The sequence below is a fragment of the Streptomyces sp. SID3212 genome, assembly GCF_009865405.1.
Classification (GTDB): Bacteria; Actinomycetota; Actinomycetes; order Streptomycetales; family Streptomycetaceae; genus Streptomyces.
This window is the reverse complement of record NZ_WWJY01000001.1, coordinates 1-20,776: the sequence shown is the minus strand read 5'-3', so window position 1 is coordinate 20,776 and position 20,776 is coordinate 1. Positions and strand designations below refer to the sequence as shown.

Annotated in this window: 23 protein-coding genes; 2 read left to right on the top strand and 21 right to left on the bottom strand. The window is 70.5% G+C overall.

Annotation, left to right across the window (positions count from 1 at the left end):
- Positions 1 to 87: 87 nt before the first annotated feature.
- Positions 88 to 873, bottom strand: a complete 786-nt coding sequence (locus tag GT042_RS00115; RefSeq protein WP_161306632.1) for a class I SAM-dependent methyltransferase — start codon at positions 871 to 873, stop codon at positions 88 to 90.
- Between the two features lie 99 nt (positions 874 to 972).
- Positions 973 to 1,731, bottom strand: coding sequence for a prepilin peptidase (locus tag GT042_RS00110; protein WP_161306631.1), 759 nt, complete (start codon positions 1,729 to 1,731; stop codon positions 973 to 975).
- Between the two features lie 41 nt (positions 1,732 to 1,772).
- Between GT042_RS00110 and GT042_RS00105 the strand changes: the two genes are divergently transcribed.
- Positions 1,773 to 2,159, top strand: coding sequence for a DUF192 domain-containing protein (locus GT042_RS00105; RefSeq protein WP_161306630.1), 387 nt, complete (start codon positions 1,773 to 1,775; stop codon positions 2,157 to 2,159).
- An 84-nt stretch (positions 2,160 to 2,243) separates the two neighbouring features.
- Here the strand turns inward: GT042_RS00105 and GT042_RS00100 are convergent, their stop codons facing one another.
- The 14 genes from GT042_RS00100 to GT042_RS00035 form a co-directional block, all read right to left on the bottom strand.
- A complete protein-coding gene (locus GT042_RS00100; RefSeq protein WP_237530342.1) occupies positions 2,244 to 2,810 on the bottom strand; it encodes an OmpA family protein in 567 nt (188 codons plus the stop codon).
- Positions 2,811 to 2,917: 107 nt separating this feature from the next.
- Positions 2,918 to 3,523 (bottom strand): hypothetical protein, encoded by a 606-nt coding sequence (locus GT042_RS00095; protein ID WP_161306628.1) that lies wholly within the window; start codon positions 3,521 to 3,523, stop codon positions 2,918 to 2,920.
- A 27-nt stretch (positions 3,524 to 3,550) separates the two neighbouring features.
- The gene (locus GT042_RS00090) at positions 3,551 to 4,231 is read right to left on the bottom strand and encodes a pilus assembly protein TadG-related protein (RefSeq protein WP_161306627.1); all 681 of its coding nucleotides are present in this window, start codon (positions 4,229 to 4,231) and stop codon (positions 3,551 to 3,553) included.
- Positions 4,228 to 4,461: a hypothetical protein gene (locus tag GT042_RS00085; RefSeq protein ID WP_161306626.1), complete on the bottom strand. Its 234-nt coding sequence runs from the start codon at positions 4,459 to 4,461 to the stop codon at positions 4,228 to 4,230. Before GT042_RS00085 ends, GT042_RS00090 begins: the two co-directional genes overlap by 4 nt.
- 210 nt (positions 4,462 to 4,671) lie before the next feature.
- Positions 4,672 to 5,436, bottom strand: a complete 765-nt coding sequence (locus GT042_RS00080; RefSeq protein ID WP_161306625.1) for a response regulator transcription factor — start codon at positions 5,434 to 5,436, stop codon at positions 4,672 to 4,674.
- Between the two features lie 2 nt (positions 5,437 to 5,438).
- The gene (locus GT042_RS00075; RefSeq protein WP_161306624.1) at positions 5,439 to 6,719 is read right to left on the bottom strand and encodes a histidine kinase; all 1,281 of its coding nucleotides are present in this window, start codon (positions 6,717 to 6,719) and stop codon (positions 5,439 to 5,441) included.
- 55 nt (positions 6,720 to 6,774) lie between these two features.
- On the bottom strand, positions 6,775 to 7,680 hold the full coding sequence (locus tag GT042_RS00070) for a DUF5936 domain-containing protein (RefSeq protein WP_161306623.1): 906 nt from the start codon (positions 7,678 to 7,680) through the stop codon (positions 6,775 to 6,777).
- Positions 7,681 to 7,713: 33 nt separating this feature from the next.
- Positions 7,714 to 8,655 carry a type II secretion system F family protein gene (locus GT042_RS00065; RefSeq protein ID WP_161306622.1) on the bottom strand — a complete coding sequence of 314 codons (942 nt, stop codon included), beginning with the start codon at positions 8,653 to 8,655 and terminating at the stop codon, positions 7,714 to 7,716.
- A gap of 96 nt (positions 8,656 to 8,751) precedes the next feature.
- A complete protein-coding gene (locus tag GT042_RS00060; protein WP_161306621.1) occupies positions 8,752 to 10,092 on the bottom strand; it encodes a CpaF family protein in 1,341 nt (446 codons plus the stop codon).
- Between the two features lie 94 nt (positions 10,093 to 10,186).
- Entirely contained in the window at positions 10,187 to 10,540 is a 354-nt protein-coding gene (locus GT042_RS00055; RefSeq protein ID WP_161306620.1) for a TadE family protein, read from the bottom strand.
- Entirely contained in the window at positions 10,537 to 10,995 is a 459-nt protein-coding gene (locus GT042_RS00050; RefSeq protein WP_237530341.1) for a pilus assembly protein, read from the bottom strand. The genes GT042_RS00055 and GT042_RS00050 overlap by 4 nt, the downstream gene beginning before the upstream one ends.
- Complete coding sequence (locus tag GT042_RS00045; RefSeq protein WP_161306619.1) at positions 10,992 to 12,293, bottom strand: AAA family ATPase; 1,302 nt, start codon at positions 12,291 to 12,293, stop codon at positions 10,992 to 10,994. The genes GT042_RS00050 and GT042_RS00045 overlap by 4 nt, the downstream gene beginning before the upstream one ends.
- Before the next feature lie 7 nt (positions 12,294 to 12,300).
- Positions 12,301 to 13,011, bottom strand: coding sequence for a Flp pilus assembly protein CpaB (gene cpaB / locus GT042_RS00040; protein WP_161306618.1), 711 nt, complete (start codon positions 13,009 to 13,011; stop codon positions 12,301 to 12,303).
- A gap of 91 nt (positions 13,012 to 13,102) precedes the next feature.
- Positions 13,103 to 13,981 carry a hypothetical protein gene (locus tag GT042_RS00035; RefSeq protein ID WP_161306617.1) on the bottom strand — a complete coding sequence of 293 codons (879 nt, stop codon included), beginning with the start codon at positions 13,979 to 13,981 and terminating at the stop codon, positions 13,103 to 13,105.
- Between the two features lie 336 nt (positions 13,982 to 14,317).
- Between GT042_RS00035 and GT042_RS00030 the strand changes: the two genes are divergently transcribed.
- Complete coding sequence (locus GT042_RS00030; protein WP_345943618.1) at positions 14,318 to 16,042, top strand: glycoside hydrolase family 18 protein; 1,725 nt, start codon at positions 14,318 to 14,320, stop codon at positions 16,040 to 16,042.
- 103 nt (positions 16,043 to 16,145) lie between these two features.
- Here the strand turns inward: GT042_RS00030 and GT042_RS00025 are convergent, their stop codons facing one another.
- From GT042_RS00025 to GT042_RS00005, 5 genes are all read right to left on the bottom strand, one after another.
- Entirely contained in the window at positions 16,146 to 17,525 is a 1,380-nt protein-coding gene (locus GT042_RS00025) for an Nramp family divalent metal transporter (protein ID WP_161306615.1), read from the bottom strand.
- Positions 17,526 to 17,660: 135 nt separating this feature from the next.
- Positions 17,661 to 19,133 (bottom strand): gluconate:H+ symporter, encoded by a 1,473-nt coding sequence (locus GT042_RS00020; RefSeq protein WP_161306614.1) that lies wholly within the window; start codon positions 19,131 to 19,133, stop codon positions 17,661 to 17,663.
- Between the two features lie 110 nt (positions 19,134 to 19,243).
- The gene (locus tag GT042_RS00015; RefSeq protein WP_161306613.1) at positions 19,244 to 19,672 is read right to left on the bottom strand and encodes a RidA family protein; all 429 of its coding nucleotides are present in this window, start codon (positions 19,670 to 19,672) and stop codon (positions 19,244 to 19,246) included.
- Positions 19,669 to 20,433, bottom strand: coding sequence for an IclR family transcriptional regulator (locus tag GT042_RS00010; RefSeq protein ID WP_161306612.1), 765 nt, complete (start codon positions 20,431 to 20,433; stop codon positions 19,669 to 19,671). Before GT042_RS00010 ends, GT042_RS00015 begins: the two co-directional genes overlap by 4 nt.
- Positions 20,430 to 20,776: PfkB family carbohydrate kinase (locus tag GT042_RS00005; RefSeq protein WP_237530340.1), on the bottom strand; the 347-nt coding region annotated here is incomplete at its 5' end. The genes GT042_RS00005 and GT042_RS00010, both read right to left, overlap by 4 nt.

The window sequence follows — 20,776 nt, the reverse complement described above, 5'->3', positions numbered from 1 at the left end:
ACTCGCCACGCGTGGTCGTCACTCTCAGGAGCGAAGGGGTGACGGCACGGACTTGACGCGGGCCGGGCGGGACGGGGCAGGGGGCGCTCACGCGGGCTTGACGGCCTCGATCAGGAAGCGGGTGGTCGTCGCCACGAAAGGCCCGTCGGAGGCGATACGGCGGTGCAGCTCCAGGAGCCGGTCGCGGTACCGCTCGACCGTGAAGCCGGGGACCATCCAGATCACCTTGCGCAGGAAGTAGACGACGGCGCCGATGTCACGGAACTCGGTGCGCAGCGCGGCCGTACGCAGATCGATGACGTCCAGTCCGGCGGCCTCGGCCTCCTTGGCCGCGCGGTCGGGGTCGCGGCCGGAGCGGATCTCGGGGGGCATCGCGCCGAGGAAGTACTCGACGAGCTCGAAGACGCTGGCCGGGCCGACCTCCTGGGAGAGGTACGTGCCGCCGGGCCGCAGCACCCGGGCGATCTCGTCCCACCAGGCCCGTACGGGGTGGCGGCTGACCACCAGGTCGAAGGCGGCGTCGGCGAACGGCAGCGGGGGTTCGTCCGGGTCGGCGACCAGGGCGACGCCGAGGGGGTGGAGCAGGCCGGTGGCGCGGGCGATGTTGGGGGGCCAGGACTCGGTGGCGACGGTGAGCGAGGGCCTGGCGGGGCCGGCCGTGAGGGCCTCGGCCAGGACTTCGCCGCCGCCGGTCTGGAGGTCGAGGGCGGCGGTGGCGCGGGACAGCCGGTCGGCCAGCAGGCGGGCGTAACCCCAGTCGGGGCGTTCCTCGGTGGCCCGGCCGTCGAGCCAGGAGAAGTCCCAACCGTCCACGGACGCGGCTTCGGCCTCCGCGATCAGTTCTTCGAAGGTACGGGCACCGGTGTCAGACATAAGGAGATCGTGGCATCGGGGCGGCGAGTTGGCGACTGTTTTCGCGGGCCGTCCGGGGTTTCACGAGTTTTCACGGGTTTCCACCGGGATTTGGGCCCGCTAGCGGGCCGTCAGGCCTCCGGCGAGCAGGCCGAGGAGCGTTCCGGCGATCATGAACGGCCCGAAGGGGAGCGTGATGCCCCGTGCCGTCCGGCGGCGGAGCATCAGGGCGGAGCCGTACAGCGAGAACAGCAGGAAGCCGGCGAACGCGCCGCCGGCCAGCACGCCCCAGCCGTACCAGCCGAGGGCCACCCCGAGGACGAGGGCGAGTTTGACGTCGCCGAAGCCGAGGCCGCCCGGGTTGATCAGGTGGAGGACGAAGTAGCAGGCGCCGAGGGCGAGTCCGCCGAGGAGGGCGGTCGTCCACGAGCCGCCGCCCGGGCCGTCGCCGCCGGGGAGCAGCGCGACGACGCCGAGCAGCGCGGCGGTGGCGGCGGCCAGCGGGAGGGTCAGTACGTCGGGGAGGCGGCGGACGGCCCCGTCCACGCGGGCGAGGAGGGCGCAGAAGGGCACGAGCAGGAGCCAGACGGCGAGCGCGGGGTGGGGGCCGGTGGCGGCGGCGAGGGCGGCGCAGGAGAGGGCGCTGAGGAGAGGGAGGAGGCGGGAGCGGGCGTAGGGAGTGCCGTCGGCCGCGTGGCAGCGGGCGCACCGGGCGGTGCCGAGCCAGCCACCCGCCGGGCCGGTGATCGGGTGTCCGGCCGGGCAGTCGGCCCGCAGGCCGTCCTCCGGCTCGACCGCGAGCCGGTACGCGGCGCGCGGCACGAGCAGCCCGGTGGCGGCGCCCCAGAGGGCGGCGACGGCGATCAGCGTGGCGTACACGTCACCGACTGTAGGACGCGACTCGGGTCTACGGTCGGGGCATGGGGAACTGGCGTGATGGCAGAGGGACGTTGACGGTCGGGGCCGGGGCGGAGAGCGGGGCGGAGGTGCGGGTCGGTCCGGAGATCGGTCTGGAGATCGCCGCGTCGTACGGGGCGCGGCGGCGCGGGCTGCTGGGGCGGGACGGGATCGACGGCGCGTTGCTGATCACCCCGTGCGGCAGCGTGCACACCTTCCGGATGCGCTTCGCGATCGATGTGGCGTACCTGGACCGGGAGTTGACGGTCCTCGACGTCCACACGCTGAGACCGGGCCGCCTGCCGCTGCCCCGGTGGCGGGCCCGCCATGTGCTGGAGGCGGAGGCGGGGGCGATGGCGGGGTGGGGACTGCGGGTGGGGACGCGGGTGGGGGTGCGGACGGCGGGATAGCGGAACCCCGCCCGGGGTCGGTGGCCCTGGCCCGGGCGGGGTTCGGCTGCTCCTGTCGGTGCCGGCACCGATGCCGGGCACCGGTCAGTCGTTGCGGGGGAAGGACACCTCCACGCGGCGGTTCTTCTTGCGGCCTTCCTCCGTGCCGTTGTCCGCGATGGGGTAGTCCTCGCCGTAGCCGCGGATCTCGTACGTGATCCCGGCGGAGGCCAACTCCGTGTCCAGGACGCCGTGTACCGCCTCCGCGCGCTGCTTGGAGAGCACGTCGCCGTGTGCGGACGAACCGAGGTTGTCCGTGAAGCCGAAGACGCGGACCTTGGTGGAGCCCTGCTGCTTGATCTCGTCGGCGATGGCGGCGATACGGGACGTGGCGGCGGGGGACAGCTTGGCGCTGTCCTTGCCGAAGAGGACCTCGGCCTGGAGGGCGAACTTGACGTTCTCGTTGGTGTCTTCGCGGCGTTCCTCGCCGCCCTCGGTCTCGACGATGGAGATGATGTCGAGGACCTTGGCGGGCGCGAGAGTGGCCCCGTCGCGCAACCGCAGCCCGGCCGCGCCGGCGTCCACCTCGGGCGGCGGCGAGGTCGACCCGGTCCCGGGCGGAACACTCGGCCCGTCATCGGCGCGCGCGCCGGCGGCGAGGGTGAACTGCATCCCGGCGAGGAGGACGACGGCGGCGAGGGTGGCGGTCAGGGGGCGGGGGGTGCGTGTGTACGGCGTGGGAGCGTGCCCGCTGCGTGCGCGGGGCAGGGGGGCACGCATCAGGAGATCGCAATCGTCGCGGTGGGCATCATCGGGAGCTGGAGGTCCACCTGCGACGTCGAATCCGGCGGGGCGGGGAACTGGGCGAAGAACGCGACCCCGTCGCCGGGCTTGACCGCCACGATGCCCGTCGTGGTCAGCGGGAATCCGTCGGTGTCACGCAGCACGTAGTAACGCTTCTTCTCCGCCTTGTCCACGAGCGTCATCCCTGCCAGGGAGCGGCCCGTCCGCTGGACCTGCGGCTCCTGGCCGTTCCACTCGACCGGGGCGACCTCGCTCTTGCCACTGCTGGTCCTGATCGTGCCGGTGACGGTCAGGAATCCGCCTTCGTCACGGTCCGCGGTATGAATCACGATCTGAAAGCCATTGGTGCCATTGATAGTGGTCAACGTCTTGCTGGTGTCGGGCACGGTCGGGCCGCTGCTCTCCGACGTGGGCGTCTCCTCGGCGGGCGCCGAGGTCGCGGCCTTGCTCGCGGACCCCTTCTCGCCGTCGTCGCCGCTTCCGGTCCCGCTGCCACACGCCGCGAGGGACACCATCAGGGCGAGAGCCGACAGGGTTGTCCCCGCGACCCTGCTCGCCTTCGCTCCATGCCACATTCTCATGAGTGCTGTTCCTAACGTCGCTCGCGGTCAGTCCTGGGCCAGTCGGACGGTAAACAGGTCGGCCATGTCCGGTAGGAGGTCAGGCTCCGGATCGACGTGCAGAATGGCGCCTTCGCAATGAAGATCACCCGGCGACGCCGGCGGGTCGTCGGCGGGGTCGTCCTCCCCGGGCTCCCCGGGCTGTCCGGGCTCTCCGGGTTCCCCAGGCTCCCCGGGCGGATCCTCCTGGTCCTCGGCGGCCTCGAAGCTGCACCGGGGCTCGACGACCGCCGTGGCGCCCGCCTCGCCGTGTTTGTTCTCGGTGCCGGGCAGGATGCTGTTTCCCATCGGCTCCTGAGTGACGACGTCGACGGTGAATCCCCATCTCCCGTCGGTGAGCGCGGCGCAGCCGGTGACATCGGACCCGTTCTGACCGGCGAAGTAACCCGCGGCCGCGCAGCCTTGGGCCGATCCGACGGGATTTCCGTTGAACACGTCGTCCAGAAAGCCCGGTGTCAGAAGATCCTTGACGAGGTCGTCCTTGAAGAGGTCCCTGGATTCCTGGGCCGCCGCCAATGCCGCGGCGTCGGCGGCCGATTGGGCGCCGTTGTGTGTGGCACCGGCCTGCCCGACCGCGAAGAACGCGAGCGCGAGAAAGAGCAGGCTCGCCACCATCATGATGTAGAGGGGCGCCGCCTGCCCTGCCTCACGGGAACTCCGCGATATCACCCGCCGAGGATGTTGTTCACCTGCGTCGCGAGGCCGTTGGCGATGGTCCCGGCCACGCCCGACCCCACGAGCGCCGCGATGATCAGCGCCACCAGCACGATCACCCCGACATACTCCACCGCTCCCTGGCCCTGGTCGCCGCGCCGCTTCATCGCGGTGATCGCCGTGTTCGTCCAGGTGCCGACGTAGTGTTTGGTCGCGGTGGCGGCCTTCAGCGGGATGTTCGACATGGCGTTCCCCTCCGGTGTCGGCCGGCCGAGTGCCGGCCGGCTCGTGCGCTTCGTGTGTGTCGCGCGCGCTACCGGCTTCCTCCCGGCCGGTCTCACGCGTGACATGAGAAACGTACGCCGGGCAAGCCCCTCTCGCCATGGGCCCTTGGGCCCAACGCCGGGCCCAGCAAAGGGTGCCGGGGGCCTTCGTTCCGATCGGGACGGTGTCGGTCATGACTCCCCGGCCTTTCCGGGTCTTCCCGGCGCCACCCCGTGCCACCGGTCGATCGCCTCACCGCGGTTGCGCGCGTTCAGCTTGGCGAAGATGCGGTTGATGTGATTCTTCACCGTCTTCTGGCTGATGAAGCACGCCGCGGCGATTTGCTGATTGGTCATTCCCGACGCGATCAACTCCATGATCTCCCCCTCCCGCCGGCTCAACTCCTCGCACAGAACAGCGGGTGACAACTCACGCCCCCCGGAAGAATGTCCCACATTCGATTGCGTATGCAAAGAGTGTTGCGTGAATTGCCGGACATTCGCCAGCAGCGCACCCGCCGCCGAGTGGCTGAAATGTGCCCGCCCCGCCCTGATGTCCCCCACCGCCCGCACCAGTTGGTCCGCCGTGAACTCGCCGTGCACGAGATACCCGCCCGCGCCGCGCCTGAGCGCCTCGTACACGATCTCGTTCTCGCGGCTGTACGTCAGCATCAGGACGGGGGCCAGCGGCACCAGGCGGGGCAGAGCGGCGAGGCCGTCCACGCCCGGCATCCGTACGTCCAGCAGGACGACGTCGGGGCGGTGGCGTACGGCCTGGTCGTAGGCCTCCCGGCCGTCCGAGGCCTCCCCGACCACCTCTATGTCGTCGCGCCCGGACAGCAGGGCCGCCAGGCCCGCCCGTACCACCGGGTTGTCGTCCGCGACCACGATCCGGAGGGGGCGGTAGGGCTCCGGCTCCTCCGCCGGACCTGTCGTGCTCCGGTGGTCCGCCTGCATCCCTACGGCCTCCTCACCGGCGCTGCGGTGTCCGTCGTCCCCAGGGCGGCGGACGGGAGCTCCAGCCGTACCTCCGTGCCGTTCGCCGCCCCGCCCCTGCCGATGCGGATGCGGGCCCCGATCGACGCCGCCCGCTCCACCATGCCGACCATGCCGAAGTGGCCGGTGCGGGCGAGGGAGTTGAGGGAGATGTCCGGCGGGAGGCCCCGGCCGTCGTCGTACACGCTGATCCGCAGGACGTCTCCCGTCACCCCCGCCGAGACCGAGATCTCGGCGGGGTTCGCGTGGCGGTGGGCGTTGTCCATCGCCTCCGAGGCGATCGTCAGCGCGTGCCGCGCCGCGACCGGCGGGAGCAGCGGCACGGCCGTGTCCCCCAGCCGGTGGAACGTCGTCCGGACGCCGTGCCGGGTCGCGAAACGGGTTGTCCGTAATCGCAGTTCGGCCAGGATGTCCACGCCGGTCGGGGGTTGGCTCCGCGGGCCGGGGTCCGTTCTCAGGTCCGCCAGCAGCTCCCGTGACTCCGCCGCCGCGCGCCGGGCCGCGCGGGCCACCAGTTCCGCCTGGCGGCGGACCGTGGGCGGGTCCGTACGGTCCACCGTGCTCGCCAGGCCCTCCGCCGCCATCGCCAGACCGTGCAGGGTCTTGGCCACCGAGTCGTGCATCTCCCGGGCCAGGCGGGCGCGTTCCTCCTCGACGGCGTCGTGCGCGGCGAGCCGCGCGCGGGCCTCGGTGAGGGCCTGGCTCGCCATGCCGAAGCCCAGGACCAGGTTGCGCAGCGTGCTGCCCACGGCGCCCGCGATGACACAAAGGCCCGGCAGGAACAGGGCGTTGAAGCCCGCCTCCACCGCGCCGTTGACGGCGTACGCGGCGGCGATGATCAGCGATTGCAGCACGGCGAACAGGGCCGCGCCGCGCCAGCCGTACACCAGTCCGGCGAGGAGCGGGGTGCAGATGGTGACGTACGCGAGCGTCGAGTCGGGCGACGCCGTGGCGAGGAGGAGGGCGCCGAAGAACATGTCGGCGGCGAGCAGCGCCGGGTGGCGCAGGAGGACGGGGCCGAACCGCTCCCAGTCACGGAGCAGGACGTACGACACCATGAAGGTGACCAGCACCGCGGAGCCGACCAGCCAGGTCCCCGGCGTGCTCAGCTCGCGGTCGAGGGCGAAGGGCGCGGCCAGCGCGATCATCGCGAGCCGGAAGCCGAAGGTCTGGCGGCACAGCGCTTGCAGGGCGTTGACCTGGATGGGGAGCGGCGGGACGTGCGGTGCCGTGGTCGCCGTCATGGGTCACCTCCCTTCGGATCCGTGGTGGTCGCTCGTCCTGCCTGTCAACGCCTCATCAGCCCGAGAGGACACTTCCGAAGTCGACTCCCGAGCCGTAGTAGAAGCTCAGGACGATCAGGATCATGGTGGCGGGAAGCATCACCATCGTGACGACGAGAGTGGTCTTCGGCACCGCCTGGGCGGCGCTGCGGCGCGCGTTCTGCGCGTCCGTACGGCGCATGTCGTTGGCGATCTGTATGAGCGTGTCCACGATGGGCGCGCCCAGCTCCTCGCCCTGCTGGAGGGCGGTGACGAACATCGACACCTGCTCGGAGGCGTTGCGCCTGCGCAACTGCTCGAAGGCCTCGCGGCGGCTGACGCCCATGTCCATCTGCCGCAGGGTGATGCGCAGTTCGTCCGACCAGGGGCCTGTGTACTTGTCGGCGACCCGCTCCAGCGCCTGCCGGAAGCCGAGTCCCGCCGAGACGACCACCGCGAGGACGTCGAGGAAGTCGGGAAGGGTCCGTTCGATGTCCGCCTTCCGCCTGCGGACGTGCGCCCGGATGATGACGTCCGGCCAGACCAGGCCGAAGGTGAGGGCGACCACCGCGATGACGGTCTGGCCGCGCGCGACCATCCCGAGGGCGGCGAACGCGCCGAGGATCCCGTACACCGCGCGGCGGGCGGCGAAACGGTCGACGGTGATGCCGCCGGGGTTTCCCGCCATGTCGAGGCGGTGGCGCAGGGCTTCGACCCGCTTGGGGCCCATCAGGCCCAGCACGGTCGGGGCCCAGCGCATGCCGAGGCGGTCGATGCCGGAGCCCACGGCCGTCGTGCGGGTGGCGCCGATCTCCAGGGCCACCGCCAGGTCGCCGGGGAGCTTGGCGTCCGCGCGGTAGAGGCGGATGCCGTGGAAGACGCCGTACACCGCCACGCCCATCGCGACCGCGAGCAGGAGCCCGAGTCCCGTTCCTGATCCCATGAGTTGTCCTTTCTCTCCGCTCCTCGGCCGGGGTCAGACCTGGATACGGGACATGCGGCGGATCAGGATGTAGCCGGCGGCGTACATCGCGAAGGCGACGACGGTGCCGACCTGGCCGATCACCGAACCCGTCATCTTGTCCAGGGCGCCCGGCGCCATGGCGTTGATCATCAGCAGGAAGCCGAGGCCGAGCAGGGGCACGGCGAGGGCGGTGACCTTGACCTGGGCGAGCATGGTCGTGACCTCCCTGCGGGTCTCCTTGCGCTCCTCCAGCGTCTCGGTGAGGTTGCGCAGGGAGCTGACGATCTGGCCGCCCGCCCGGCTGGACAGCACCACCGTGGTGACCAGGACGACCAGTTCGCGGGAGGGGAGCCGGTCGGCCAGTTCGCCCAGCGCGTCGTCGAGGGAGTGGCCGATGTTGAGCTGGTCGGCGACCCGGCGCAGTTCCTCGCCGGCCGGGTTGTCGAGTTCCTCGGCGGCCATCGCCAGTGCCGTACGCATCGCCAGCCCGGCGTGGGTCGCGTTGGCCAGGACCCGGGTCAGCTCGGGGAGTTGGCCGATGAACGCCTCCGTACGCTTCACCCGCTGCCAGTTGAGGAACGCGTTGCCTCCCCACAGGCCGACCAGCGCCGCCAGGAAGCCGAAGAACGGGGCGAAGACCGCGCCGACGACGAAGTAGAGGGCGAGGAGGCCGGCCGCCACGTAGACGGTGTACTCGCCGGGGGTCAGGTCGAGGCCGGTCGCGGCGATCTTCCGTTCGATGCGCTTGCCGGTGGTGGTCCCGCGCAGCCGACGGTCGACCCCGGCGAACCGCCTGCGGCGGCCGGTGTCGGCCGCGAGCTGGCCCGTCTGAGTCATGCGGTCGACGAGCGCCCGGTGTTGGGCCCTGCCCGACGCGTAGACGTGCACGCCGGCGACGGCGAGGACACCCGTGGACAGGGTGAGGCCGACCGTCAGGAGCGGGAGGTTGACCATGGCGTACGGACCTTCTCGGTGGACGGGACGGGACTTGGGCGGGACGGGACTTGGGCGGAACGGAGGCTTGGGCGGAGGGGGCCTGTCGGACGTGCGTCAGGCCGGTGAGCTCCGTATCGCCAACTGCGCTTCCGTTCGGGCGACTCCGAAGGCCGGCGGCACCGGTTCGCTCTTGAGGTAGAGGCGCTCGGCGACCCGGCGCGGCAGCGGGTAGTACTCGAACTTCCCGTAGATCCGCCCGTCGGGGGCCATGGGCTGGGCGAGGAACTTGCACACGGAGACGATCCGGTACTCCTCCCTCCCCTGCGAGTCGACGATGGCGATCTCGGTGACCCGGCGGGAGCCGTCGGCGTGCCGGGTCAGCTGGACGATGACGTCGACCGCGCTGTTGATCTGGTCCTTGATCGCGACGAAGGGGATCCCGGCCTCGGACATCGAGGCCAGGGTCTGGAGCCGCATCAGCGCGTCCTCCGCGTTGTTGGCGTGGACGGTGGCGAGCGAGCCGTCGTGACCGGTGGACATCGCCTGGAGCATGTCGAGCGTCTCGCCGCCTCGTACCTCACCGACGATGATCCGGTCGGGGCGCATGCGCAGGGAGTTGCGGACGAGGTCGCGGATGCTGACCTGGCCCTTGCCCTCCACGTTGGCGGGGCGGCTCTCCAGCGTGATGACGTGGGACTGCTGGAGCTGGAGTTCGGCGGAGTCCTCGATGGTGACGATGCGCTCGCCCTCGGGGATCAGTCCGGAGAGGGAGTTGAGGAGGGTCGTCTTGCCGGTGCCGGTGGCCCCGGAGACGATGACGTTGAACTTGGCGCGTACGAGTCCGCCGAGGAGCAGCATCATCTGCTGGTCCAGCGAGCCGAGGCCGATCATCTCCTGGAGGGTGAAGGCCCGGGGGAAGCGGCGGATGGTGAGGATCGGTCCTGTCAGGGACAGCGGCGGAATGATGACGTTGACACGCTCGCCCGACGGGAGCCGGGCGTCGACCATCGGATTGGCCTCGTCCACGCGGCGGTTGACGGTCGACACGATGCGCTCGATGGTCTGCATCAGCTGCTCGTTCGACGCGAAGCGCAGGGGCAGCATCTCCAGCCGGCCCCCGCGTTCGACGAAGACCTGGTCGGCGCCGTTGACCATGATCTCGCTGATGGACGCGTCCTCCAGCAGCGGCTCCAGGATGCCGAGGCCGAGGGCCTCGTCCACGACGCGGCGGATGAGCTGGGAGCGCTCGACGGTGGAGAGGACCGGGCCCTCCCGGCTGATGATGTGGCCGAGGACACGCTCCAGGCGGGCCCGGCGTTCCGCCGCGGCCAGCGCGGACATCTCCGCGAGGTCGATCTCTTCGAGGAGTTTCGCGCGGTAGACCCCGACGAGCAGGCTCTCCTCGCCGTGCCCGTTGGACGGCTCGGGGCTGTTGATGCGTGCCCGCAGGCTCATGTCCTCAACTCCCACGTTTCGCTCATGTGTTGCGGATGTGCCGGATGTGCTCGTCGTGCTCGTTGCTGTTACGACCGGTGACCGGGGCCGGCGGTCAGTCCTTGGGCATCGTCGCGCTCCTGACCGCCGGGCCGAACTGGAAGAGCGGCAGGACGGACGGGACGGGGACGGTGACCGTGGCCGTCACGGCTTCCCCGTCGTCCGACACGCTGATGCCGGGGTCGAGCCAGCCGCTGACGGCCGCCTCCCCCGCCGCCGCGGGGGCCACGTCCGCCTGCTGGTAGGACGCCGTACGGGCCGCCGCCCGCGCCGCCGTCCCCGCCTGCTGTACGGCGTAGGCCGCCAGGCCCAGTTGGACGGCGGAGAGCCCGACGATGAGCAACAGCGTGATCACACCGGCGAATTCGAGGGCCGCCTGGCCCTTCTCCCGGTCCCTCCGCGCGCTCATGGCGTGGTCTCCCTCAAGGCGGACCCGTGGGCCGTGATGTTGACGGGGATGTTGAAGCCGGGAAAGAGCACGGGGGTGTTGAGGCCGATGTCGACGGTCACCAGATCGCCGCCGCCCCCGCCGCAGTTGACCGCGCCCATGCTCCAGGCGCCGGGCAGATCCTCCGCCGCCGCGGCGCCGCACGGCTCACCCACCGCCGCCGCCCGCGCGGCCCTGTCCGCCGCGTTGCCGGCGAGCGAGAAGGTGTAGCCGATCAGTGCCGCCTGCCAGAGCAGCACCAGGGTGCCGAGGATGATCGGGATCATGCCGGTGAACTCGAACGCGGCCTGACCCCGGTCCCCGCGCAGCCGCGCGCCGGCCCTCTCCGCGTCGCACGTGTCACCGCGCCGCGCTTCTCCGTACCCCGCTTCTCCGTACCGCGTACGTATCCCCGTAGGTGTCCCAGGACGGTTCATGGCTCGATCTGCCCTCTCACGCGTCTCGCTCCGATCGCGCTCGGTCCGGGGTTCCCGACCCGGTCCCGCTCTGCCCTGTTCCTGGTCCTGGTCCTGCCCGGTTTGCCGTGCTTCCGCTCACCCTCCTGGGCCTTCACCAGGCCCAGTTCGCCCGCCAGGCCCCAGATCGCCTGTTTCACGGTGGACTTGGACTCCAGATCCTGCAACCGGCCCGCGTCCACGACCGCCTGGAGTTCCTTGAAGTTCGCGGGGATCGCCGACCGGGAGACCCGGGTGCCGGTGATCCGCTCGATCAGCTGGGGCTGGATCTCGGTGTTCTTCGAGTGGCGGTTGACGACCGTCACGGTCTCCTCCGCCTTGCGGATCTGGAGCCGGTCCCACAGCCGCACCATGCGCTTGGTCGCCCGCACCGACACCACGTCCGGGGTGGTCAGCAGCAGGGTGGTGTCGGCCATCTCGATCGCCGCCGCGTTCGCGCTGTTCATCTGCGTACCGCAGTCGATGACCACGACGTCGTACCGGTGGCGCAGCGCGCTGACGATCTGCCGTACGGACCGCTCGTTGACCTCCTCGCCCCGCTCCCCCTCCCCCGGCGCCAGCAGCAGGCCGATGCCGGTGTGGTGGATGAAGACGGCGTCCTGGAGGACCCGGGGCGATATGTCCTGGATGGTGGCGAGGTCCACGATCGACCGGCGGAACTGCACATCGAGGTACGAGGCCACGTCCCCGGCCTGGAGGTCCAGGTCGGCGAGTGCCGTCGTCATACCCGACGCCCGTGCCGCCAGCGCGAGTTGTACGGCGGTCAGGGTCGTCCCGACACCGCCCTTCGCCCCGCTGACCGTGACCACGATCCCGCCGGGGCCGCTGAACACCTCGGCACCCTGGCCGAGATGGCGCCGTACGCCCACGGACCACCCGGCGGCGGCCTGGACGCGCTGCGCCAACTCCTCGTACGACAGCGGCAGTCCGACCAGGCCCCGGGCGCCGGAGTCCATGGCGGCCGAGAAGAGCATGGGGCTGGCGTCGGAGGTGACCAGGACGACGCCGACGGCCGGGAAGCGCAGGGCCACTTCCCGGATGAGTTCGAGCGCGGGCACCGGTCCGATCCGCTCGTGGACCAGGACCACTTCCGGCAGCTCGTCGATCGACTCGGCGGCCAGCCGGGCCAGGGTGTCGATCAGCGACGTCGAGTCGCCGACCGGCGCGGCCGGCTCCGCGTCGGGGAGCTGGCTGAGCAGGGTGGTGATGGACCGGGCGGCGTCGGCGTCACCGACGACCGGAAGGATTCGGGTGGTCATGCGTCCCTCACTTGTCCCCTTCGAGCGTGTAGGTGCTCTCCCCGGGGCGCAGCGTTGTCGGATTGCCGTCGGGGAGGAGGGCGAGTCGCACGTGGTCCGCGAAGGACTCGGCGTACGCGACCCGTTGGGCGTCCTTGGTCTTCAGCGCGAACGTGATGGGGACGGCCTGCTGGAGTCCGGTGCGGGTCCGGTCGCTCTCCTTGGCTTCGAGAGCGGTGAGTTTGCCGACGTCCAGGACCCTGGCGTTGGGGACGATGATCCGGGACTGCGGGGTGGCGCCGTCGTTGTCGCCGGGGAAGGTCGCGAAGATGTTGACCAGATCGCCCGGCCTGATCTTGCCCGCGACGCCGGTCTCCGCGTCGATCATGATGGCGATCTCCTGCTCGTCCGCCGCGAGTTCGGGGCGTTTGACGATCATGTCGTCCTGGAGCAGGGATCCCTTTTTCAGGGTGGTGACGGCGATCTTCCCGTTGAGTACGGAGAGGTCGGTCACCGCGTTCTCGGACAGCCAGCGTTCCGGCATCTCGATCTTCTCGAACTGCCCGCTCCGGAGCGGCGTGTAGGGCGCCACATCCGCTTTCAGCCGGTACGCGGCGACCTCGGGGCCGACCTTCGAATTCACGTCCCGTATCACCGAGAGCACCCCGGCGAAGGCCGCGACGGCGCAGAGGATCGAGAGGAGAAGGAGTATGACGCCGCGGCGTTGCCGTGCATTCATGGGAGGGGCAACCTCGTTCGAAGACGTGGGTCAGGGAAGCGTGACAGATCGGAGCGGGTACGGGGAGGTCGCCGGGCATCCGGCGGGCGGGCTACGCCCCTTGGCGCGTAGGGCTTCCCCTGGTCAGCACACCGCTGACGCGGCCGCGGGTCTCGGGCGGGCCGAGGGGCGCGGAGCAGAATCCGCAGCGGTCCCCTATGAGTTCGGATCCGCACCAGCCGCACACCTCGCGGCGGACCGACGCGACCAATTGGTAGAGCACGGAGATGTCCGGCAGGAACGCGGCGAATTCGATCATTTTCGCCGTGCCCCACCAGGCCGGCGATTCCGCAGGCAGCGCGCACTCCTGGATCCCCTGGACGCGCCAGGCGGGTGCCAGGGTCTCCGTCACCCAGTCGGACTGCAACGACCCCTGTCCGACGACAAGATGCGTGGCGAAATCCGGTCCGTCCAATTCACCGGACCCGATCTTGACCAGTTGGGGTACGGGATTGGCGACCACGCCGAACTGCGCTCCGGGGACCCAGGACTTGGCGTGCGTCTTCAGGCTCACCGGGACCCGGTCGAGCCGGGCGACCGAATTCAGCAGGGCGCCCGCGTGGATGTAGTGGGAGAGCAGCCGGGCGGCGGAGGCGATGATCCCCGGGTGGAAGTCGCAGAGGGACAACTGCCGTAGCTGGCGCACCAGGACGGCCACCGCGAGCGGCGGCAGGTCCACCTTGAGGAGCGCGATCCGGTCGCTCTCCAGGAGGTTGCGGACGGTGTGCAGCCGCCGCTCGTGCGGGGTGGGAATGGTCGCGGGGTAGACGGCGACGACATAGCCGTACTGCTCGACGAGCACCTGCATGTCGGCGAGCGCGTCGCCCAACGGCTGGGCGTCGGGCGGCTGGAGCAGGGTCGCGGTGGGCGTCTGCTGGTCGGTCGGCGGCAGCACCAGATCAGGGCTGGTGACAGCGATCGCGGTCGGCACGTTGGTTCCCCGTTCAGCCCGGGACGCCGGAGCCCCGGCGACCGCAGATCTCTCCTGCTCCGTTCTCCTGCCCCAGCACTTTATCCACGTCTTACGGTGCAGAGAACACCTTTCGGATACCCGGGCTGTGGCCGTCACATGACGGGCAGCTACAAAATCGGGCGAAGCAGCCCGGCGGGCGTCATTCGGGCCGGTCGGGAGCGCTCCCGTATACGACCTTCTGCCAGAGGTCTTGACAACTTGATTGGTCTGGACCAGTTTCTACGTCCAACGGTGGCCACCGTTCCTCTCACTCTTTACGTACCTCCATCCCCGATCCCCCAGCGGAGGCAGCAAGTGGAACGTGCACCAGGCTCCAGAGGACGCGTCAGAACATGGATCGGCGGGGCGGTGGCCGTCGCGGCCGCCGGAGCGCTGAGTGTCACCGGGCTCGCCGGGACCGCGCAGGCCGCCGACATCAACGTGGCGAAGAACGCGGGGTTCGAGTCCGGGCTCGGGAGTTGGACCTGTTCCGCCGGCAGCGGCTCCACGGTCGGCTCGCCCGTACACGGCGGCGCGGCGGCCCTGAAGGGCGCGCCCAGCGGCCAGGACAACGCCAAGTGCTCGCAGGTCGTGGCCGTACAGCCCAACTCGACCTACACGCTGAGCGCCTGGGTGCAGGGCGGCCTCGCCTACCTGGGGGCCGAGGGGACAGGCACGACCGACGTGTCGACCTGGACGCCGGACAGCACCTCGTGGAAGCAGCTCACCACCAGCTTCAGGACGGGCGCCTCGACCAGGTCCGTGACGGTCTACACCCACGGCTGGTACGGCACCCCCACCTACTTCGCCGACGACATCTCCGTCTTCGGCCCCGACGGCGGCGGGGGCAGCGACCCCGGCCCGACGATCCCCGGTTCGCCCGCGGGCCTCTCGGCCGGCTCGGTGACCTCGTCGTCCGTGACCCTGAACTGGGGCGGGGTGTCCAACGCCACCGGCTACAACATCTACCGCAACGGTACGAAGGTCCAGTCGTCGACCTCCCCGTCCGCGACCGTGACGGGCCTGGCGGCCAGCACCTCGTACTCGTTCCAGGTGTCCGCGACCAACGCGGCCGGTGAGGGCCCCAAGTCGGCCACGGTCAACGCGACCACCTCGGCGACCGGCGGCGGCGGGGACGGGGGCGGCACCAACCCGACCGTGCCCAAGCACGCCCTGACCGGCTACTGGCAGAACTTCAACAACGGCGCGGCCGTCCAGAAGCTCCGTGACGTCCAGTCGCAGTACGACATCATCGCCGTGTCGTTCGCCGACGCGACCGCCACCCCCGGCCAGATCACCTTCAACCTGGACCCGGCCGTCGGCTACGGCTCCGCCGCCGAGTTCAAGTCGGACATCGCCGCGAAGAAGGCCGCCGGCAAGTCGGTCATCCTGTCGATCGGCGGCGAGAAGGGCACCATCTCCATCAACAACGCCGCCTCCGCGACGGCGTTCGCCAACAGCGCCTACGCGCTGATGCAGGAGTACGGCTTCAACGGGGTCGACATCGACCTGGAGAACGGCCTCAACTCCACGTACATGAGCAGCGCCCTGCACCAGCTGGCCGCGAAGGCCGGTCCGAACATGGTCCTCACGATGGCGCCGCAGACCATCGACATGCAGAGCACGGGCGGCGAGTACTTCAAGACCGCGCTGGCCGTGAAGGACATCCTCACCGTCGTCAACATGCAGTACTACAACAGCGGTTCGATGCTCGGCTGCGACGGCAAGGTCTACTCGCAGGGCTCGGTGGACTTCCTCACCGCGCTCGCCTGCATCCAGCTCGAAGGCGGCCTCGCGCCGGCCCAGGTCGGCATCGGCGTCCCCGCCTCCACGCGGGGCGCGGGCAGCGGTTACGTCTCCCCGACGATCGTGAACAACGCGCTGGACTGCCTCACCCGGGGCACCAACTGCGGTTCGTTCAAGCCGTCGAAGACCTACCCGGGCTTGCGTGGCGCGATGACCTGGTCCACCAACTGGGACGCGACGGCGGGCAACGCATGGTCGAACGCCGTCGGCCCGAAGGTCCACTCCCTCCCGTAGCGGACCCGCACGACCGAAGACCCCCCACAGGGCCGGCAGCGCCGTCGAACCCCACCCGACGGCGCTGTCGCGCGTCCGGCCCCGGACTCACCCAGCCCCGGACTCACCAGATCAGGTCCTTCACCTGCTTCGCGCACAGCACGACGAACAGCAGCCCCGCGACCGCGAGCATCACATTGCTCAGCACCCCGTTGCGCCACTGGGCGGGCGTACGGGAGGAGTTGAGCAGCCAGATCAGCGTCAGCGCCAGGAACGGCATGAAGAACGCGCCCAGGACGCCGTACACCACGACCAGTCCGAAGGGCTGGTCCAGGAAGAGCAGCCCGATCGGCGGGAAGGTCAGCCACAGCAGGTACGCGCGGAACAGGACCGACCGCTCCCGCTCCCCCGAGGCAACGGTCTCCACCATGTCCTCGGTGCCGGTCCCACGTCGTTCACGGACGATACGGTCCACGAAGTCCGCGAACATCAGGCTCACCCCGTGCCACACCCCGATCAGCGCACCGAACGACGTCGCGAAGAAGCCCACCAGGAAGAGCTTCGCGGTGACGACCCCGAAGCGGTCCTCCAGGATCGTGCCGAGGTCGATCAGCCCCCGGTCGCCCGAGGTCAGGGCGATCTGGGAGGAGTGCAGCAGCTCGGCGCCGATGATGAGCATGGCGACGACGAAGAACCCCGTGGTGACGTACGCGACGCGGTTGTCCAGCCGCATCACCCGCATCCAGCGGGAGTCGGTCCACCCCTTGGCGTTGACCCAGTAGCCGTACGCGGCCATCGTGATCGTGCCGCCGACGCCGCCGATCAGCCCCAGCGTGTAGAGCAGCGAGCCGTCCGGCAGGACCGGTACGAGCCCCGCGAACGCGTCGCCGAGGCGGGGAGCGACCCGGATCGCTACGTACATGACAATCAGGAACTTCATCCCGATCAGCACCGTCATGACCTTCTCGAAGACGGCGTACCGGTTGAACCAGACGAAGACCAGGCCCACGAGACCGGTGATGACCGCCCAGGTCTTGAGGCCGGGGCCCTCGGGGAAGAGCGCGACGAGCGGCAGGGCGCTGGAGGACATGGCGGTCGCGCCGTACACGAAGCCCCACACGACCACGTAGACGGCGAAGTAGACCGTCGTCCAGTGGCCGAGGCTGCGCCAGCCCTCGAAGAGGGTGGTGCCGGTGGCGAGATGCCAGCGCCCGGCGGCCTCGGCGAGCGAGATCTTGACGACGCAGCCGATGATCGCGGCCCACAGCAGGGTGTAGCCGAACTGGCTGCCCGCGATCAGCGTCGCGACCAGGTCCCCCGCGCCGACGCCGGTCGCGGCGACGACGATCCCGGGGCCGATGTACCGCCAACTGGACCTGCGGGGACCGGAGGTGGAGGTGGTGGACCGCGCTGTCCCCGGCCGGGCCGGGGCGGTCCCGTCCGAACCGCTGTACTCACCCGTACCGCTGTACTCACCCGTGCCGCTGTCCGTGGTGCCTGCCATGCGTCTCGCGCCTCCACTCTCGTCCCCGTACGTGACCCACGTCACGAAAGCGGGGCGGGCGGTGATCGCGCAAGAGGGCGTGCGGCGCCACGGACAGCGGTTCGAGCGGTACGGATTCGCCTCGTACGGACTCTTCTAGATCACCAGGCTCAGCAGCGCCGCCACCACGAAGCCCGCGACCGACAGGACCGTCTCCAGGACCGTCCACGACTTCAGGGTGTCGCGCTCCGAGATGCCGAAGTACTTCGCGACCATCCAGAACCCGCCGTCGTTGACGTGCGAAGCGAAGATCGAGCCCGCGGAGATGGCCATGATGATCAGGGCGAGGTGCGCCTGCGAGAAGCCCTGGCCCTCGACCAGCGGGACCACGATGCCCGCGGTGGTGACGATCGCGACGGTCGCGGACCCCTGCGCGACGCGCAGCACGACCGAGATCAGCCAGGCCAGCAGGATGACCGGCAGGCCCACGTCGTGGAAGGTGTCGGCGAGGGCGTCCGCGATGCCGCTGCCCTTGAGGACCGCGCCGAAGACCCCGCCCGCGCCGACGACGAGCAGGATGTTGCCGACCGGCTTGAGGGACGCGGTGGAGACCCGCTCCAGCGACTGGCGCGACCAGCCGCGCCGCAGGCCCAGCAGGTAGTACGCGAGCAGCAGTGCGATCGTCAGCGCCACGAACGGGTGGCCGAAGAACTCGATGACCGAGCGGCCGGTCGACGGGTCCAGCGCGATGGAGGAGAACGTCGCCAGCAGGATCAGGACCAGCGGGGTGCCGATGATCGCCAGGACCGTGCCCAGGCCGACCGGCGCCTCCTGCGGGGCGACCCCGGCGGCGCGCTGTTCCTCGGCGACGGCGGCCTTGGCCTCCTCGGCGGCCTCCAGCATGTCCTGCGGGACCTCCACGAAGAGGCGCTTTCCGATCCAGGCCGCGTACACCCAGGCGGCGAGGACGGCCGGGATCCCGACGAGCGCGCCCATCAGGATCATCCAGCCCAGGTCCACGTGGAACAGCCCGGCGGCGGCGACGGGACCCGGGTGCGGGGGCAGGAACGCGTGGGTCATGGAGAGACCGGCGAGCAGCGGCATCGCGTACAGGACGATCGACTTGCCGGAGCGCTTGGTGGCCGCGTACACGATCGGCGCGAGGACGAAGATGCCGACGTCGAAGAAGACCGGGATGCCGAAGATGACACCCGTGACGCCCATGGCGAGCGGCGCGCGCTTCTCACCGAAGAGGTTCAGCAGCCGGGCGCTCAACACCTCGGCGCCGCCGGACACTTCGAGGATCGCGCCGAGCATCGTACCGAGGCCGATGATGATCGCGACATGGCCGAGGATGCCGCCCATGCCCGACTCGATCATCGAGACGGAGGTGGACCGCTGGACCGTACCGAAGAGTTCGGTGACGGACAGTCCGGCGGCGAGGCCGACGGCTATGGAGACGCCGAGCAGGGCGACGAAGGGCTGGATCCTGACCTTGATGATCAGGAAGAGGAGGAGTGCGATACCGAGGGCGGCGACGGTGAGCAGCCCGCCGGTACCGCCGAGTATGAGGAGGAAACCCCCGGTGTGGGGCGGGGTTTCAGGGGGCGCGTCGGCAGCGAGCAGCATGGGGGGACCTCTTGTTCTGGGCATTTTGGGCAGGGGGGATCGCGGTACGGCGCCTCCTCGGACGGAGGTGAGGGCGCCGTACCCGACAGGGGGAGGTAAGGCGGAAAGGCTCAACCGAGGACGGCCAGCGCGTCGATCTCGATCAACAGCCCCTTGGGCAGGCCGACATAGACCGTCGTACGGGCGGCGGCGGCCTCCTTGAGGCCCTGCTCCTCGAAGTACTGGTTGTAGATCGCGTTCATCTCGGCGAAGTGGTCCACGTCCGTGAGGTAGACGCGCACCATCATGACGTCGTCCCAGCCCGCCCCGCCCTCCTCCAGGATCGCCTTGACGTTGGCGAAGGTCTGGATCGTCTGCTCGCGCAGGGTCGGGCCCGCCGGGACCGGAGGCTTGCCGTCCACCGCCGGGAGGAAGCCGACCTGGCCCGCGACCTGGAGGATGTTGCCCTTGCGGACGCCGTGCGAGAACTTCGCCGGCGGCGCGGTGTGCGTGGCGGGGGTCAGCGCGGTCTTCGGGAGCTGGGGCGTGTTCTCGCTCATGTGCGTGCTTCCTTGGAGTGGGTGGTGCCGGAGTACTCCCGGCTGATCGCGTCGGCGGTGCGGCGCAACAGCGGGAGCAGGGTGAGGAGTTCCTCGGCCGTGACGACGACGTTCGGCGCGGAGACCGACATGGCGGCGACCGCCCTGCCGTCCGTACCCCGGATCGGGGCGCCGATGCAGTTGATGGACTCCTCGTGGCCGCCGAGGTCGGTGGCCCAGCCCTGTTCGCGTACGGTGGCCAACTCCCGCAGGAAAGCAGTGGCGTTGGGGATCGAACGGGGCGTGTACAGGGGGAAGTCGAGCCGCTCGGCGAGGGCCCGGCGCTCGGCCTCGGGAAGGTCGGCGAGGAGCAGCTTGGCGACGGCGGCGACCGTGATCGCGACCGGCTTGCCGATCCTGGAGTACATCCGGACCGGGTAGCGGCTTTCCACCTTGTCGATGTAGAGGACCTCGTTCTCCTCGTGCACCGCCAAGTGGACGGTGTGGCCGACCTGTTCGTTGAGCGCGACGAGGTGGGGGTGGGCGATCTCCCGTACGTCCAGGTTCTCCACGGCCTCCTGCGCGAGCGCGAAGAGGCGGGCGCCGAGGCGGTAGCGGTTGTCCTGCTGGCGGTAGACGAGCCCGTGCTCGTGGAGGGTACGGAGCAGCCGCAGCGCGGTGGACTTGTGCACGTCGAGGCGCTCGGCGACCTGTCCGAGGTCGGCGGGCCCCTGCGCGAGCAGGGGAAGGATGCTCAGCGCGCGGTCGACGGTCTGGCTCATCGGGTACGTACCTCCTGCTCGATGGCCGCCGTCCAGCCGGGGCCGAGACGAAGTCTCTCCCAGGCGCGTCCGTCGAGGCCCGCGAGGCGGTCGGCGTCGGCCCGGGAGGGCGGGGTGCCGAGGTCACCGGGGACGGTGAGGGTGGCGGCGGCCATGAGGTGGCCGTGGCGGAGGCGGGCGGCGGCGGGCAGGCCGCGGAGGGTCGCGGAGAGGAAGCCGGCGGCGAAGGCGTCCCCGGCGCCGACGGGCGCGACGACGTCGACGTGGAGGGCGGGCATGTCGGTGACGGTGTCGGGGGCGGCGGGCGTGGCGCGTCCCGGGTCCGGCGCGGTGTCGCGCCCCG